The 13,858-nt window shown below is 67.0% G+C and carries 19 protein-coding genes and 1 pseudogene; 2 read left to right on the top strand and 18 right to left on the bottom strand.

Features of this window, described 5'->3' with window-relative positions; all coding sequences use genetic code 11:
- Nucleotides 1-112: 112 nt before the first annotated feature.
- Together ACX80K_RS07635 and ACX80K_RS07630 are read left to right on the top strand one after the other, a co-directional pair.
- Nucleotides 113-1,747, top strand: a complete 1,635-nt coding sequence (locus ACX80K_RS07635; RefSeq protein ID WP_459271231.1) for a sensor histidine kinase — start codon at nucleotides 113-115, stop codon at nucleotides 1,745-1,747.
- Nucleotides 1,748-2,371: a prepilin peptidase gene (locus ACX80K_RS07630; RefSeq protein ID WP_459271230.1), complete on the top strand. Its 624-nt coding sequence runs from the start codon at nucleotides 1,748-1,750 to the stop codon at nucleotides 2,369-2,371. It abuts the gene before it with no gap.
- A gap of 238 nt (nucleotides 2,372-2,609) precedes the next feature.
- Here ACX80K_RS07630 and ACX80K_RS07625 read toward each other — a convergent pair.
- The 18 genes and pseudogenes from ACX80K_RS07625 to rplX all read right to left on the bottom strand — a co-directional run.
- Nucleotides 2,610-3,524, bottom strand: a pseudogene (locus ACX80K_RS07625) (tRNA pseudouridine synthase A); the annotation flags it as partial.
- Nucleotides 3,525-3,546: 22 nt separating this feature from the next.
- On the bottom strand, nucleotides 3,547-4,194 hold the full coding sequence (rplQ, locus tag ACX80K_RS07620) for a 50S ribosomal protein L17 (protein ID WP_459271229.1): 648 nt from the start codon (nucleotides 4,192-4,194) through the stop codon (nucleotides 3,547-3,549).
- Nucleotides 4,195-4,259: 65 nt separating this feature from the next.
- Nucleotides 4,260-5,270: a DNA-directed RNA polymerase subunit alpha gene (locus ACX80K_RS07615; protein WP_104179297.1), complete on the bottom strand. Its 1,011-nt coding sequence runs from the start codon at nucleotides 5,268-5,270 to the stop codon at nucleotides 4,260-4,262.
- A gap of 146 nt (nucleotides 5,271-5,416) precedes the next feature.
- Complete coding sequence (gene rpsK / locus ACX80K_RS07610; RefSeq protein WP_026531448.1) at nucleotides 5,417-5,818, bottom strand: 30S ribosomal protein S11; 402 nt, start codon at nucleotides 5,816-5,818, stop codon at nucleotides 5,417-5,419.
- 152 nt (nucleotides 5,819-5,970) lie between these two features.
- Nucleotides 5,971-6,348, bottom strand: a complete 378-nt coding sequence (gene rpsM / locus ACX80K_RS07605; protein ID WP_104179298.1) for a 30S ribosomal protein S13 — start codon at nucleotides 6,346-6,348, stop codon at nucleotides 5,971-5,973.
- Between the two features lie 164 nt (nucleotides 6,349-6,512).
- A complete protein-coding gene (gene rpmJ, locus ACX80K_RS07600) occupies nucleotides 6,513-6,626 on the bottom strand; it encodes a 50S ribosomal protein L36 (protein WP_026531446.1) in 114 nt (37 codons plus the stop codon).
- Nucleotides 6,627-6,647: 21 nt separating this feature from the next.
- On the bottom strand, nucleotides 6,648-6,869 hold the full coding sequence (infA, locus tag ACX80K_RS07595; protein ID WP_019481515.1) for a translation initiation factor IF-1: 222 nt from the start codon (nucleotides 6,867-6,869) through the stop codon (nucleotides 6,648-6,650).
- A gap of 226 nt (nucleotides 6,870-7,095) precedes the next feature.
- The gene (map, locus tag ACX80K_RS07590; RefSeq protein ID WP_459271228.1) at nucleotides 7,096-7,923 is read right to left on the bottom strand and encodes a type I methionyl aminopeptidase; all 828 of its coding nucleotides are present in this window, start codon (nucleotides 7,921-7,923) and stop codon (nucleotides 7,096-7,098) included.
- Nucleotides 7,924-7,932: 9 nt separating this feature from the next.
- Nucleotides 7,933-8,496, bottom strand: coding sequence for an adenylate kinase (locus ACX80K_RS07585; RefSeq protein ID WP_459271390.1), 564 nt, complete (start codon nucleotides 8,494-8,496; stop codon nucleotides 7,933-7,935).
- Nucleotides 8,497-8,501: 5 nt separating this feature from the next.
- Complete coding sequence (gene secY / locus ACX80K_RS07580) at nucleotides 8,502-9,812, bottom strand: preprotein translocase subunit SecY (protein WP_459271227.1); 1,311 nt, start codon at nucleotides 9,810-9,812, stop codon at nucleotides 8,502-8,504.
- A gap of 223 nt (nucleotides 9,813-10,035) precedes the next feature.
- Entirely contained in the window at nucleotides 10,036-10,533 is a 498-nt protein-coding gene (gene rplO / locus ACX80K_RS07575; RefSeq protein WP_459271226.1) for a 50S ribosomal protein L15, read from the bottom strand.
- Complete coding sequence (rpmD, locus tag ACX80K_RS07570) at nucleotides 10,533-10,751, bottom strand: 50S ribosomal protein L30 (protein ID WP_104050948.1); 219 nt, start codon at nucleotides 10,749-10,751, stop codon at nucleotides 10,533-10,535. Before rpmD ends, rplO begins: the two co-directional genes overlap by 1 nt.
- Nucleotides 10,751-11,452 (bottom strand): 30S ribosomal protein S5, encoded by a 702-nt coding sequence (gene rpsE, locus ACX80K_RS07565; RefSeq protein WP_459271225.1) that lies wholly within the window; start codon nucleotides 11,450-11,452, stop codon nucleotides 10,751-10,753. The genes rpmD and rpsE overlap by 1 nt, the downstream gene beginning before the upstream one ends.
- 29 nt (nucleotides 11,453-11,481) lie before the next feature.
- Entirely contained in the window at nucleotides 11,482-11,865 is a 384-nt protein-coding gene (gene rplR / locus ACX80K_RS07560; RefSeq protein ID WP_104179304.1) for a 50S ribosomal protein L18, read from the bottom strand.
- A gap of 2 nt (nucleotides 11,866-11,867) precedes the next feature.
- Nucleotides 11,868-12,404: a 50S ribosomal protein L6 gene (gene rplF, locus ACX80K_RS07555; RefSeq protein WP_104179305.1), complete on the bottom strand. Its 537-nt coding sequence runs from the start codon at nucleotides 12,402-12,404 to the stop codon at nucleotides 11,868-11,870.
- Between the two features lie 18 nt (nucleotides 12,405-12,422).
- On the bottom strand, nucleotides 12,423-12,821 hold the full coding sequence (gene rpsH / locus ACX80K_RS07550; RefSeq protein WP_043440638.1) for a 30S ribosomal protein S8: 399 nt from the start codon (nucleotides 12,819-12,821) through the stop codon (nucleotides 12,423-12,425).
- Between the two features lie 87 nt (nucleotides 12,822-12,908).
- Nucleotides 12,909-13,484, bottom strand: a complete 576-nt coding sequence (rplE, locus tag ACX80K_RS07545; RefSeq protein WP_104179306.1) for a 50S ribosomal protein L5 — start codon at nucleotides 13,482-13,484, stop codon at nucleotides 12,909-12,911.
- Complete coding sequence (rplX, locus tag ACX80K_RS07540) at nucleotides 13,484-13,858, bottom strand: 50S ribosomal protein L24 (RefSeq protein ID WP_104179307.1); 375 nt, start codon at nucleotides 13,856-13,858, stop codon at nucleotides 13,484-13,486. Before rplX ends, rplE begins: the two co-directional genes overlap by 1 nt.

The raw sequence follows: 13,858 nt of genomic DNA, 5'->3' as shown, positions 1-13,858 counted from the left end.
TACGTAGGTCTCAGCGTCGGAAAGTTCTTCTTCATGCGGTATTTCCTCTTTCCCCGGAAAGTGCGTGCCTAGGGATGACGGTGCCGCGCGTCTGCGCGCGGTGGCATCGAAAGTGAGCATCAGCCGTTCGGCGATGCTGTGTCAGGTCCCCCTGACCGTGATCGTCGTCGTCATCGGTGTGACAGCCCCCCTCCTCAGACCGGGCCTGTCCTCCGATCCGACGTTCGACCTGGGGTTCTCGATGGTCCTGGTGCTCCTGGCCCTGTCCGTCATCGTGCCGTGGCGCGAGTTGCCGCGCGGCAGCCTCCTCGTCGTCCCCGTCCTCGACTTCGTCGCGATCGCCCTGGTCCGGGCAGGCGCCATGGAGACGCAGCCCGCGCTCGGCGTCCTCGTCGTCTTCCCCGTCCTGTGGCTCATGCGCTCCTCGTTGCCCTCGTGGGTGTCCCTCGGGCTCACGGTGCTCGGCTCGCTGCTCGTGACGGCCTGGCCGCTGCTGGGCTCCTTCGACCCCGCCCGCCTGCGGTCCTACGTGGGCCTCCTGCTGCTCCCGATCGTGATGCTGTGCATCGGTGTCATCATCCGCGTGATGAGCTCCGGCTCGCTGGCCCGCGAGGTCGAGATCGAGCGCAAGGACCGGGAACTCAACGAGCTGCTGCGGGCGGCCATCGACCGCGAGCGTGTCCTCACGGCGATCCTCAACACCGTCGACGTCGGCCTGACCGCCGTCGACGCGCACGGCAACACCACGCTGACGAACCGTCAGCAGGAGCTGTTCAACCGGCTGTCCGGCCACGACGACGCCCACGGCGGTCTCTTCTTCGGTGCGGACCGGGTGACGCCGCTGGCGCTCGACAGGCAGCCCGTCTACCGGGCCCTCACGGGCGAGACCTTCGCCGACGAGCTCATCTGGGTGGGCGACGGCGACGCGCAGCGTGCCCTCTCGACCGCCGCACGGCCCATCAAGAACGCGGACGGCAGGATCGCGGGTGCCCTGATCGCCTGCAGCGACGTGACGGAGCTGGTGGAGGCGGTCTCCGCGAAGGACGCCTTCATCTCGAACATCTCGCACGAGTTCCACGCGCCGCTGACCTCCGTGCTCGGCTATCTCGAACTCGTGCTCGAGGACGAGCACCCGCTGCCGGGCCACCTGCGGGGCTACATCGACGTCGCGGGACGCAATGCGGAGCGTGTCCTCCACCTCGTCGCCGACCTCCTCTCGACGGCCGGGGACCGTGTCAGGGTCCATCCGCGCCCCGTGGATCTCGCCGCCCTCATCGAGATGAGCGTCCGGTCGAACAAGCTGCGCGCCCAGAAGAACGGCGTGAAACTGAAGACGGATGCCCTGACGCCGCTCTGGACGCTCATCGATCCCCTGCGGATCTCCCAGGTGCTCGACAACCTGCTCTCGAACGCCATCAAGTACTCCCCCGACGGCGGCGTGGTGAGCGTGCACGCGGAGGAGTCCGAATCGGCGATCGCCCTGCATGTCGAGGACAGGGGCATGGGCATGACGGAGCAGGAGGCCCGCCAGGTCTTCTCACGCTTCTACCGCACACCCGCGGCACGCCACTCCGACATCGACGGCGCCGGGCTGGGGCTCGCGATCACGAAGTCCATCGTGGAGAGCCATGGCGGATCGATCCACTGCGTCAGCTCGCCCGGCAAGGGCAGCCGCTTCACGGTGACCCTGCCCGTGAACGGCGAGGTGAGCCGCATGCCGCAGGACTCCATCGGGGAGTCCGTCTAGATGCTGCAGCACCTCCTGGTCGGCGTCCTCGCCGCGGGCCTCGGGTACGCCCTGTTCGGGCTCGCGGGGAGGGATCCCCGGACGATCCTGCCGGTCCCCTACCGGCTGCCCCTCGCGCTGTTCGCCGGGGCCCTGGCGGGCGCAGGGAACGCGCTGGGCGGCGAGCCCTGGAACGGTCCGCTCGTCGCCGTCCTCGCAGCGTTCGGCGTGCTGCTGGCCGCCATCGACCTGCAGTCCAAGCTGCTGCCGAACGCCGTCCTCCTGCGCTTCACCGCTGCCACCGTGCCCCTGCTGCTCCTCGCGGCCGCCGGAACCGGGAACTGGGGCGGCCTGCTCGGTGCGGTTGCCGGCGGTGCGACCCTCTTCGTCGTCTACTTCCTGCTGGCCCTCATCTCCCCGGCGGGGATGGGCATGGGCGACGTGAAGCTCGCCGCAGTGCTCGGCCTGTTCGGCGGGTGGGCCGGGTCGGCGGCCTGGCTCGGCACCCTGCTGGGCGGGTTCCTGCTCGGCGGCGTGGCGGGTATCGCGGTCCTCGTGCTGCGCCGCGGGTCCCGCGGGTCCACCTTCCCGTTCGGCCCCGGCATGCTGCTGGCCGCGTTCGCCAGCCTCGTCCTCCTGGGCTGACACCTCCCCTACGAGCCCGGGCGTCCTGTGAGCACCCCGGCCGGTTGCTCCGGCGGCCCGGCTACCGGTTCCTCTGCTGATTCGGCTAGCGGAGTTGTTCTTGAGCTGTTCCTGGGCCCGCTGCTGGATCGGCCGCTGGACCGGCCGCTGGACCGGCCGCGCGAATGACGGCCGGACCCGTTGCTGGATCGGCTGCACCCGGGCCCGACGCCGCGGCGCCGGCCAGGTGGGCGAGCGTTCGTCGGGCCCGCGTGAGGTCGGCGCGCGCACCGACCTCCCCGTTCCCGGGGTAGGCGATCTCCTCGAGCACGAGGGGGTGCGGCGCGGCGAGGATGGATCGGGCATCCTTGACGCGCGCGGCCAGTCTCTCGGCGAGCCAGGAAGGCGGCATCTCCCTCGACCCCACCCGGAGCGTCGATCCGATGAGCGCGCGGACCATGTTGTGGCAGAAGGCGTCGGCCTGCACCGTTGCGGTGATGGCGCCGTCGTGGCCGCGGACGAACTCGTACCGCTGCAGTTCGCGGATGGTGGTGGATCCCTCGCGGGGCTTGCAGAACGCGGCGAAATCCTGCATCCCGAGCAGGTGCCCCGCCCCCTCGTTGAGCGACGCGACGTCGAGGGGTGCCGGGTACCAGAGCGTGGTGTGCCTGCGGAGCGGGTCCTGCCCCGTCGCGGTATCGGCGATCGCATAGCTGTAACGGCGCCAGAGCGCCGAGAACCGGGCGTCGAACCCCTCGGGGGCACAGGTGGCGGCCCGGACGACGACGGCGGGCACCGAGTTCCTGACGGAGCGTCCCCGCCCGGTGACGCCGTCCGTGAGGACGCGATTGATCGTGCCGGTGATACGCCGCAGGAACGCGTCGGAGGGATCGACGTCGCGTCCCCTCGTCATCGCATGCCACTCCGCAGGCGTGAGGTCGATGTGCGCCACCTGACCCCGCGCATGGACCCCGGCGTCGGTGCGGCCGCCGACGGTGAGCCGTACGGGCCGGCGCAGCAGCGTGAAGAGCGCATCCTCGAGGACGCCCTGCACCGTCGTGAGCCCCGGCTGAAGGGCCCAGCCGGAGAACAGCGCGCCGTCGTAGGCGATGTCGAGCCGGACACGCAGGAGCCCGCCCTCCCCTGGGGGGACGGCGGGCTCCTGGATGATCATGGCGTGCGTCGGGAAGGAAGAATTACTTCTTCTCGTCCTCGACGGTGCCTTCGACGACGACGACCTCGTCGGCGACACCGGCTTCGGCATCGACCGTGGTGTCCTCCGCTGCGACCTCTTCGGCCGAGGCGGCGGACTCGGCCGATTCAGCAGATTCAGCAGATTCAGCCGACTCCACGGAATCTACCGAATCGACGGAATCTACCGAGTCGACCGACTCGGGCGATGCCGGCGCTTCGGCGACGGGTGCTGCTGCAGCGGCGGGAGCCTTGGCCTGCTCGGCCTCGGCGACGACGGACTGCTTGGCGGACATGGGCTCCAGCACCAGTTCGATGACAGCCATGGGGGCGTTGTCGCCCTTCCGGTTGCCGATCTTCGTGATGCGGGTGTAGCCACCCTCGCGGTTGGCGACGGCCGGCGCGATCTCCGTGAAGAGTTCGTGGACGATGCTCTTGCTGCTGATGACGCCGAGGACGCGACGACGCGAGGCGAGGTCACCCTTCTTGGCGAAGGTGATCAGGCGCTCGGCGTGCGGCCGGAGGCGCTTGGCCTTCGTCACCGTGGTGGTGATGCGCTTGTGCTCGAACAGTGAGGCGGCCAGGTTGGCGAGCATCAGGCGCTCGTGCGCCGCTCCGCCTCCGAGACGTGGGCCCTCGGTGGGTGTGGGCATGGTTCTTTCTCCTCATTAGGTGCCCGCCCGCCGCTCGGGGAAGCGGTGGGCGGACAGGTAGCGTTTTAGAGCTCTTCGTCGCCGTAGGTGACGTCGTCCTCTTCGATGGCGGCAGCACGGGCAGCGAGGTCGAAGCCTGGAGGGGAATCCTTCAGGGACAGACCGAGCTCCACGAGCTTCGCCTTGACCTCGTCGATGGACTTCGCACCGAAGTTCCGGATGTCCATGAGATCGGCCTCGGAGCGCGCAACGAGCTCACCCACGGAGTGGATGCCCTCGCGCTTGAGGCAGTTGTACGAGCGGACCGTCAGTTCGAGATCCTCGATCGGCAGCGCCATGTCGGCAGCGAGTGCTGCGTCCGTCGGCGACGGGCCGATCTCGATACCCTCGGCGGCGGTGTTCAGCTCGCGGGCGAGACCGAACAGCTCGACCAGGGTGGTTCCGGCGGAAGCGACGGCGTCGCGCGGGGCGATGGCGTCCTTCGTCTCGACGTCGACGATGAGCTTGTCGAAGTCCGTGCGCTGCTCGACACGGGTGGCTTCCACGCGGAAGGTCACCTTCAGGACCGGCGAGTAGATCGAGTCGACCGGGATACGGCCGATCTCGGAGTCGCCGGACTTGTTCTGCGATGCCGAGACGTAGCCGCGTCCACGCTCGATGGTCAGTTCAAGCTCGAACTTGCCCTTCGAGTTGAGGGTCGCGATGTGGAGATCCGGGTTGTGGAACTCGACGCCCGCAGGAGGCGCGATGTCCGCTGCCGTGACGACGCCGGGACCCTGCTTGCGCAGGTAGGCGACGACCGGCTCGTCGTGCTCCGAGGAGACAGCGAGGTTCTTGATGTTCAGGATGATCTCGGTGACATCCTCCTTCACCCCGGGAACCGTGGTGAATTCGTGCAGCACTCCGTCGATGCGGATGCTCGTGACCGCGGCACCGGGGATGGAGGACAGGAGCGTACGGCGGAGCGAGTTGCCGAGGGTGTAGCCGAAACCAGGCTCGAGGGGTTCGATGACGAACCGCGAGCGGTTGTCGGCGACTACTTCTTCAGTCAGGGTGGGGCGCTGTGCAATAAGCACTTACATATCCTTTCAGGAAGCATCCGCTATATGACGCTTCGAAATGGGCGGGACTGCGGGTCAGCCGGCAGAGCTGCTGGTACGGCACCGAACCGCCCTGCCGGACCACGGGTGGTCCTGCAGGGCGGCACGGCCGGCACGTCTGGTTAGACGCGGCGGCGCTTCGGCGGACGGCAGCCGTTGTGGGCGCTGGGCGTGACGTCGGAGATGGACCCGACCTCGAGGCCCGTGGCCTGCAGCGAGCGGATGGCGGTCTCGCGGCCCGAGCCCGGACCCTTCACGAAGACGTCGACCTTCTTGACGCCGTGCTCCTGCGCACGCTTGGCAGCGGCCTCGGCGGCCATCTGCGCGGCGAAGGGCGTGGACTTGCGTGAGCCCTTGAAGCCGACCTCTCCGGCGGAGGCCCAGGAGATGACAGCACCGCTCGGGTCCGTGATGGACACGATCGTGTTGTTGAACGTGCTCTTGATGTGCGCCTGACCGAGCGCGATGTTCTTCTTGTCCTTGCGACGCGGCTTGCGCACCGCTCCACGAGTCTTGGGGGGCATTGCTTCTCCTACGAAGGTATTGGGTAGAGCATGTGATCAGCTGGTCGGAGCCGGCCGCTGGTTGAAACGATCACCGAGCGGATGGGCCCCTGGCTGCCGGGTTCCCTGGCGGGACGAGCGTTAGCGAGTCACGTGAGGGAGCAGTCAGGGATCTAGCGTCCGACCTTCTTCTTGCCTGCGACCGTACGCTTCGGGCCCTTGCGGGTACGGGCGTTCGTCTTCGTACGCTGTCCGCGTACGGGAAGGCCGCGGCGGTGCCGAATGCCTTCGTAGCTGCCGATCTCTACCTTGCGGCGGATGTCGGCTGCGACCTCACGGCGGAGGTCACCCTCGACCTTGAAGTTGCCTTCGATGTAGTCGCGGAGCTGGACCAGCTCAGCGTCGGAGAGGTCCTTGACGCGCGTGTTCGGGGAGATCCCCGTGTCCACGATCGTCTTCTCTGCACGGGTCTTGCCCACGCCGTAGATATAGGTAAGCGCGATGACTACCCGCTTTTCACGGGGGATGTCTACGCCAGCGAGACGTGCCATAGTGGCGGTGCTCCTTTGGTGGTACCGGAGGTCTGAAGCAGAACGTCCCCGGAACCGATGGTCCGGTCCCCGGCCTCCGAGCCGGGGGTGTACGTTCCTCGCGGAACGCTGTTCTGCCGTTGGGGTGTACTTCTACGCGTGGGGAGAACCTCGGGAAGAGGTTCTTAGCCCTGGCGCTGCTTGTGGCGCGGGTTTTCGCAGATGACGAGGACGTTGCCCTTGCGGCGAACCACCTGGCACTTCTCGCAGATACGCTTCACGCTCGGCTGGACCTTCATGGTTTTCCTTTGCGTTCGTTCTTATTTGTAGCGGTAGACGATACGGCCCCGGGTGAGGTCGTACGGGCTCAGTTCCACGACGACCCGGTCCTCAGGGAGGATCCGGATGTAGTGCTGACGCATCTTTCCCGAGATGTGGGCGAGAACAATGTGTCCGTTGGCCAACTCAACGCGGAACATCGCGTTGGGCAGCGCCTCGTTCACAGTGCCTTCAATCTCAATGACACCGTCTTTCTTGGCCATATCCTCCGCTAACGTCTGTGCCCACCAGTTGCATGGCGGGCGGGTTTGGGGTTTTGATTGTCGGACCCGCCGGAAGCCGGAGCTCCACACGCAGGACGGTCTCCGGGGCCCGATTGGGCACGAAAAGCAGAGACAACCAACAGGCAACTCTACGCTACAGTCCCCTGATAGTTAAATTCGGGCGCGCCTGCCACGATCCCGCCCCGGAGCCGGGGCCCTGGAGGGATCAGGTCCCCAGCGGAGCCGGCGTGACGCCGAGGGGCTGGAGCCGGGACGCTCCCCCGTCCGGGGCCGACAGTACCCAGATGCCGCCGTCGTGCACTGCGACGCTGTGCTCCCACTGCGACGCACGCTTGCCGTCGGTGGTGATGACGGTCCAGTCGTCGTCGAGCACCGCCGTCTCCAGGCCCCCCTGCACCAGCATGGGCTCGATCGCGAGGCACAGGCCCGGGCGGACCTTCGGCCCGCGGTGGGTGCTGCGGTAGTTGAGGACGTCCGGCGCCTGGTGCATCTGGGTGCCGATGCCGTGTCCCACGTAGTCCTGCAGGATGCCGAGCGCCGGCCCGGGGACGGACGAGACGTAGTCGTCGATCGCCGCTCCGATGTCACCGACGAAACGGGCGGACGCCAGGGCCGCGATCCCACGCCACATCGCCTCCTCGGTGATGTCCGAGAGACGCACGTCCTCCGGCCGGGCTGCACCGACGATCACGGTCCGGGCGGAATCGGAGTGCCATCCCCGGACGACGGCGCCGCCGTCGATGGAGATGATGTCACCGTCCTCCAGCGTGTAGCCACCCGGGATCCCGTGCACCACCTCGTGGTTGACGGAGGTGCAGATGCTGGCGGGGAAGCCGTGGTAGCCGAGGAAGTTGGACGTCGCGCCCTCCTCGCGGAGGACGCCCTCGAAGACGCTGTTGAGCTGGGCCGTCGTGACGCCGACGGCGGCAGCGGCCACTGTCTCGTCGAGCGCCCCGGACAGCACCCGTCCGGCATCCCGCATCACGAGCATCTGGCTGGTGGTCTTGTACTCGATCTTGGGCTGGCGGAACATGAGGGGGTCCTAGCTCGCGACGGTGAGTGCTGCCATGACGCGCTCGGTGACCTCGTCGATCGTCCCGAGGCCATCGACCTTCGTCACGATGCCGCGCTCGTCGTAGCGTGACACGACGGCCTCGGTCTGGTCGTGGTAGAGGCCCAGGCGGTGGCGGATGACCTGCTCGTTGTCGTCGGAACGGCCGTCCAGCTTGGCGCGGCCGAGGAGACGCTTCACGAGCTCCTCGTCGTCGGCCGTCAGCTGGAGCACCACGTCGAGCTCGAGCTCGTTCTGGCGCAGGATGTCATCCAGCTCGGTGATCTGCGCCGCGGTGCGCGGGTAGCCGTCGAGCAGGAAACCCTCCTGCACGTCGTCGGCGGCGAGGCGGTCGCGCACCATGCTGTTGGTGACCGTGTCCGGGACGAAGTCGCCGGCATCCATGTACTTCCTGGCCTCGACGCCGAGGGGCGTCTCGCGCCGGACGTTGTCGCGGAAGATGTCACCGGTGGAGATGGCGACCACGCCCAGGCGCTCGGAGATGCGGGCGGCCTGGGTCCCCTTGCCCGAACCGGGAGGACCGATGATCAGCATTCTGGTCAACGCAACAACCCTTCGTAGTGACGCTGCTGGAGCTGCGCATCGATCTGCTTCACGGTCTCGAGTCCCACGCCGACCATGATGAGGATCGAGGTACCGCCGAACGGGAAGTTCTGGTTCGCGCCGATGGCGACGAGGGCGATCAGCGGGATCAGCGCCACGAGGCCGAGGTAGATGGCGCCCGGCAGGGTGATGCGGGACAGCACGTACTGCAGGTACTCGGCGGTGGGGCGGCCTGCGCGGATGCCCGGGATGAATCCGCCGTACTTCTTCATGTTCTCGGACACCTCGTCCGGATTGAACGTGATGGCCACGTAGAAGTAGGTGAAGAAGACGATCAGGAGGAAGTACAGCGCCATGTAGAAGGGATGGTCACCGCTGGTCAGGTAGGTGGTGATCCAGTTGACCCATGCCGGAGGGGCGGTGCCGTCCTGGGGCGTGTTGAACTGCGCGATCAGGCTCGGCAGGTACAGCATCGAGGACGCGAAGATGACGGGGATGACGCCCGCCATGTTCACCTTGATCGGGATGTAGGTGCTGCTCCCGCCGAGGGTGCGGCGGCCGATCATGCGCTTGGCGTACTGCACGGGGATGCGGCGCTGGGACTGCTCCACGAAGATCACGAGGGCGACGACGACGACGCCCATCGCGAGGACGAACGCGAAGACCGTGGCGCCCTGGGTGCGGAAGATCTCGCCCAGCGAGGTGGGGAAGCCGGCGGCGATGGCCGTGAAGATGAGCAGCGACATGCCGTTGCCGACGCCCCGCTCGGTGATGAGCTCGCCCATCCACATGATGAGGCCGGTGCCGGCGGTCAGCGTGATGATGAGCAGGACGATGGTGATGAGCGAGTCGTCCGGGATCAGGGGCACGGGGCAGTTGCCGAGCAGTGCGCCGGAGCGGGCGAGGGAGATGAGGGTGGTCGCGTTCAGCAGGCCGAGGGCGATCGTCAGGTAGCGCGTGTACTGGGTCAGCTGGGACTGGCCCTGGGCGCCTTCCTGGTGCAGCTCCTGGAAGCGGGGAATGACCACCCGGAGGAGCTGCGTGATGATGCTGGCCGTGATGTACGGCATGATGCCCAGCGCGAAGATGGAGACCTGCAGCAGGGCTCCGCCGCTGAAGAGGTTCACGAACTGGTAGAGGCCGCCGTCGGTGTTGCCCAGTGCCAGGCACTGCTGGACGTTGCCGTAGTCGACGCCCGGGGCGGGGATGAAGGCCCCGAGACGGAAGATGGTGATGATTCCCAGCGTGAACAACAGCTTGCGCCGCAAGTCTGGCGTCCGGAATGCCCGGCCAATAGCGCTAAGCAAGCGTCCTCCTGAAGGTCTGTTGGTCCTGACGCGGACCGTACACAACAACCGAGTCTAACGGTTGGTCACCGGTGAGAGAGAACCGGCGGGTGATGGGTGGCCGAAGCCGAAAAAGACTCCTGGTGGGCTGTTCGAGCACAGCCCACCAAGAGTCTAGTTCCTAAGTGCCACGGATCACAGCCGCCCCTCCCCCGGGCGGGCCGGGGAGGGGGCGGCGCGGAACCTACAGCTCGGTGGTGGTCCCACCGGCAGCGGCGATCTTCGCTGCAGCGGACGCCGAGAAGGCGTCGGCCGAGACGTTGACGGCCACGGCGATCTCGCCGGTCCCCAGCACCTTGACGGGCTGGTTCTTGCGCACGGCACCGTTCGCGACCAGGCTCTCCACGGTGACGTCGCCGCCCGCGGGGTAGAGCTCGGACAGCTTGTCGAGGTTCACGACCTGGAACTCGACGCGGAACGGGTTCTTGAAGCCGCGCAGCTTGGGAAGGCGCATGTGCAGCGGCAGCTGGCCGCCGGCGAATCCCGCCTTCACCTGGTAGCGGGCTGCAGTTCCCTTGGTACCACGGCCTGCGGTCTTACCCTTCGAACCCTCACCACGGCCGACACGGGTCTTCCCCGTCTTGGCACCCGGTGCGGGGCGGAGGTGGTGGACCTTGAGCGCGTGGACGCGCTCGACCCTGGCCTCGGTTGCGGCCGGAGCCGCGATGTCGTTCTCTGCCATTAGTTGGCCTCCTCGACCTTCAAGAGGTGCGGAACCGTGTTGATCATGCCCACGGTGACGGCGTCCGCTTCACGGACCACGGTGTGGCCGATCCGCTTGAGGCCGAGCGACCGCAGCGTGTCGCGCTGGTTCTGCTTGCCGCCGATGGCGGACTTGATCTGGGTGATCTCCAGCTTCGCGGTGCTCACTCGCACGCGCTTCGGGGTGATCGCGGTCATCACGCACCTGCCTTCTGGGCTGCGATTGCGCGCAGCATCTGGTGGGATGCGACCTCGTCCAGCGGCAGGCCACGGCGGGCCGCGACTGCCTGGGGCTCTTCGAGGCGCTTCAGCGCATCAACGGTCGCGTGGACGATGTTGATGGCGTTCGCGGAACCGAGCGACTTGGACAGGACGTCGTGGATGCCGACGCATTCCAGGACCGCACGGACCGGGCCGCCGGCGATGACGCCGGTACCCGGGGAGGCGGGACGCAGGAGGACGACGCCGGCTGCTGCCTCGCCCTGCACCAGGTGCGGGACGGTGCCACCGATGCGCGGGACGCGGAACATCGTCTTCTTGGCTTCCTCGACGGCCTTCTGGATGGCGGAGGGGACTTCCTTCGCCTTGCCGTAGCCGACGCCGACCATGCCGTTGCCGTCGCCTACCACCACGAGGGCGGTGAAGCTGAAGCGGCGGCCGCCCTTGACGACCTTGGCGACGCGGTTGATGGTGACGACGCGTTCGATGAACTTGTCCTTGTCGTCATTCCGTCCGCCGTCGCGCCCGCCACGGGAGTTGCCGTCGCGTCCGCCGCGGGAGTTCCCGCCGCGCTCGCCACCGCGGGAGTTGCCTCCGCGGCGGTTCGCGTCAGCCGAAGCGGTGTCCGTCGTGCCTGCAGCCGGAGCGTCGGCCGCGGGCTGCTCTGTAGCCGTGTTCAATGGGGCTTCCTTTGCCTTGTTCTCCTCGGTCACAGTGCCAGCCCACCTTCACGTGCGCCGTCTGCGATTGCGGCAACGCGACCGTGGTACTTGTTGCCGCCGCGGTCGAAGACGACCGCTTCGACGCCGACAGCCATGGCACGCTCGGCGACGAGTTCGCCGACGCGCTTGGCCTTGGCGGTCTTGTCACCGTCGAATGCACGGAGGTCCGCTTCGAGGGTGGAGGCTGATGCCACGGTCACGCCCCTGGTGTCGTCGACGACCTGCACGAAGACGTGGCGGGCCGAACGGTTGACGACCAGGCGGGGACGGACGGCCGTGCCCGAGACGCGCTTGCGTACCCGGAGGTGGCGGCGTCCACGCGAGGCGGACTTGCTCTTCGAGCTGCGCTTCTTGTTGATGCTCAGACCCATGGTTACTTACCAGCCTTTCCGACCTTGCGGCGGATGATCTCGCCTGCGTAGCGGATGCCCTTGCCCTTGTACGGGTCGGGCTTGCGCAGCTTGCGGATGGTTGCAGCGACCTCGCCGACCTGCTGCTTGTTGATGCCTGCGACCGAGAGCTTGGTGGGGCTGTCGACGGTCAGGGTGATGCCCTCGGGAGCCTTGACGGCGACCGGGTGGCTGTAGCCCAGTGCGAACTCGAGGTCGCTGCCCTTGGCCTGGACACGGTAACCCGTGCCCACGATCTCGAGGTTCTTCTTGTAGCCCTCGGTGACTCCGACGATCATGTTGGAGATCAGCGTGCGGGTGAGGCCGTGCAGCGAACGCGATTCGCGCTCGTCGTTGGGGCGCGAGACGGTGAGCGTACCCTCGTCCAGGGAGACCTCGATGGGGCTGGGAACCATGTGGCTCAGCTCGCCCTTCGATCCCTTGACGGAGACCTCGCTACCGTTGACACTGACCTCGACACCGGCGGGAACGGTGATGGGGAGACGTCCAATACGTGACATTTTTCTTTCCCTTTCCCGTTACCAGACGTAGGCGAGGACTTCCCCACCCACACCCTTCTTGGATGCCTGGCGGTCGGTGAGCAGACCGGAGGACGTGGACAGGATGGCGATGCCGAGTCCGCCGAGCACGTGGGGGAGGTTCGTGGACTTCGCGTACACACGCAGGCCCGGCTTGGAGATACGGCGGATGCCGGCGATGGAACGCTGGCGGTCCGGTCCGAACTTGAGGTCGATGGTCAGCTTCTTGCCGACCTCCGCTTCCTCTTCCTTCCAGCCGGCGATGTAGCCCTCGGCCTTCAGGATGTCCGCGACGCGGGCCTTCAGCTTGCTGTACGGCATGGACACGGAGTCGTGGTAAGCCGAGTTTGCGTTGCGCAGACGCGTGAGCATGTCTGCGACAGGATCTGTCATTGTCATGTGGGCTCTTGCCCTTCCTCGAAACGGTTTCCGTTCCCCGGTCGGCGCGGGACGCGCCGGCTGGGGAGGACCTGAGACGTAGTTAGATTAATCTTCGGATTTGAACGGGAAGCCGAGCGCCTTGAGGAGCGCGCGGCCCTCGGCGTCGGTCCTGGCGGTCGTGACGACGGTGATGTCCATGCCACGTACCCGGTCGATACGGTCCTGGTCGATCTCGTGGAACATGGACTGCTCCGTGAGGCCGAAGGTGTAGTTGCCGTTGCCGTCGAACTGCTTGCCGTTGAGGCCGCGGAAGTCGCGGATACGGGGCAGGGCGAGGGAGACCAGACGGTCGGTGAACTCCCACATGCGGTCGCCACGCAGGGTCGCGTGGGCGCCGATGGGCATCCCTTCACGGAGCTTGAACTGCGCGATGGACTTGCGGGCCTTCGTGACCTGGGGCTTCTGGCCCGTGATCGCGGTGAGGTCCTTGACGGCGCCGTCGATGAGCTTGGAGTCCTTGGCGGCGTCACCCACACCCATGTTCACGACGACCTTGACCAGGCGCGGGACCTGGTTGACGTTCGCGTAGCTGAACTCTTCCTGCAGGGCGGCCTTGATCTCGGACGCGTAGCGCGCCTTGAGGCGGGGAAGAACCCGGGTTTCTGCGGTTTCGACAGTCATTACAGATCCTTCCCTGATGACTTGGCCACGCGGATGCGGACGACCCGCTCGCGACCGTCGCGCTCGACGGTCTCGGTGCGGTATCCGACGCGGGTCGGCTTCTTGGTCTCGGGATCGACGACCGCGACGTTGCTGATGTGCACGGGGGCCTCGAGGACCTCGATGCCACCGGTCTTGGTGCCGCGCTGCGACTGCCCGACCTTGGTGTGCTTCGTGATCCGGTTGATGCCCTCCACGAGCACGCGGTTGGTGTCCGGGAACACCTTCAGTACCTTGCCCTGCTTGCCGCGGTCTCCGCCGCGTTCCTGCTTGGCTCCGGTGATGACCTGGACGAGGTCACCCTTCTTGATCTTGAGCTTAATCTTCTGTGCCAT

Source organism: Arthrobacter sorbitolis, from assembly GCF_054510995.1.
Note: the sequence above shows the minus strand (reverse complement) of the source record. Positions and strands in the feature narration are given on the sequence as shown.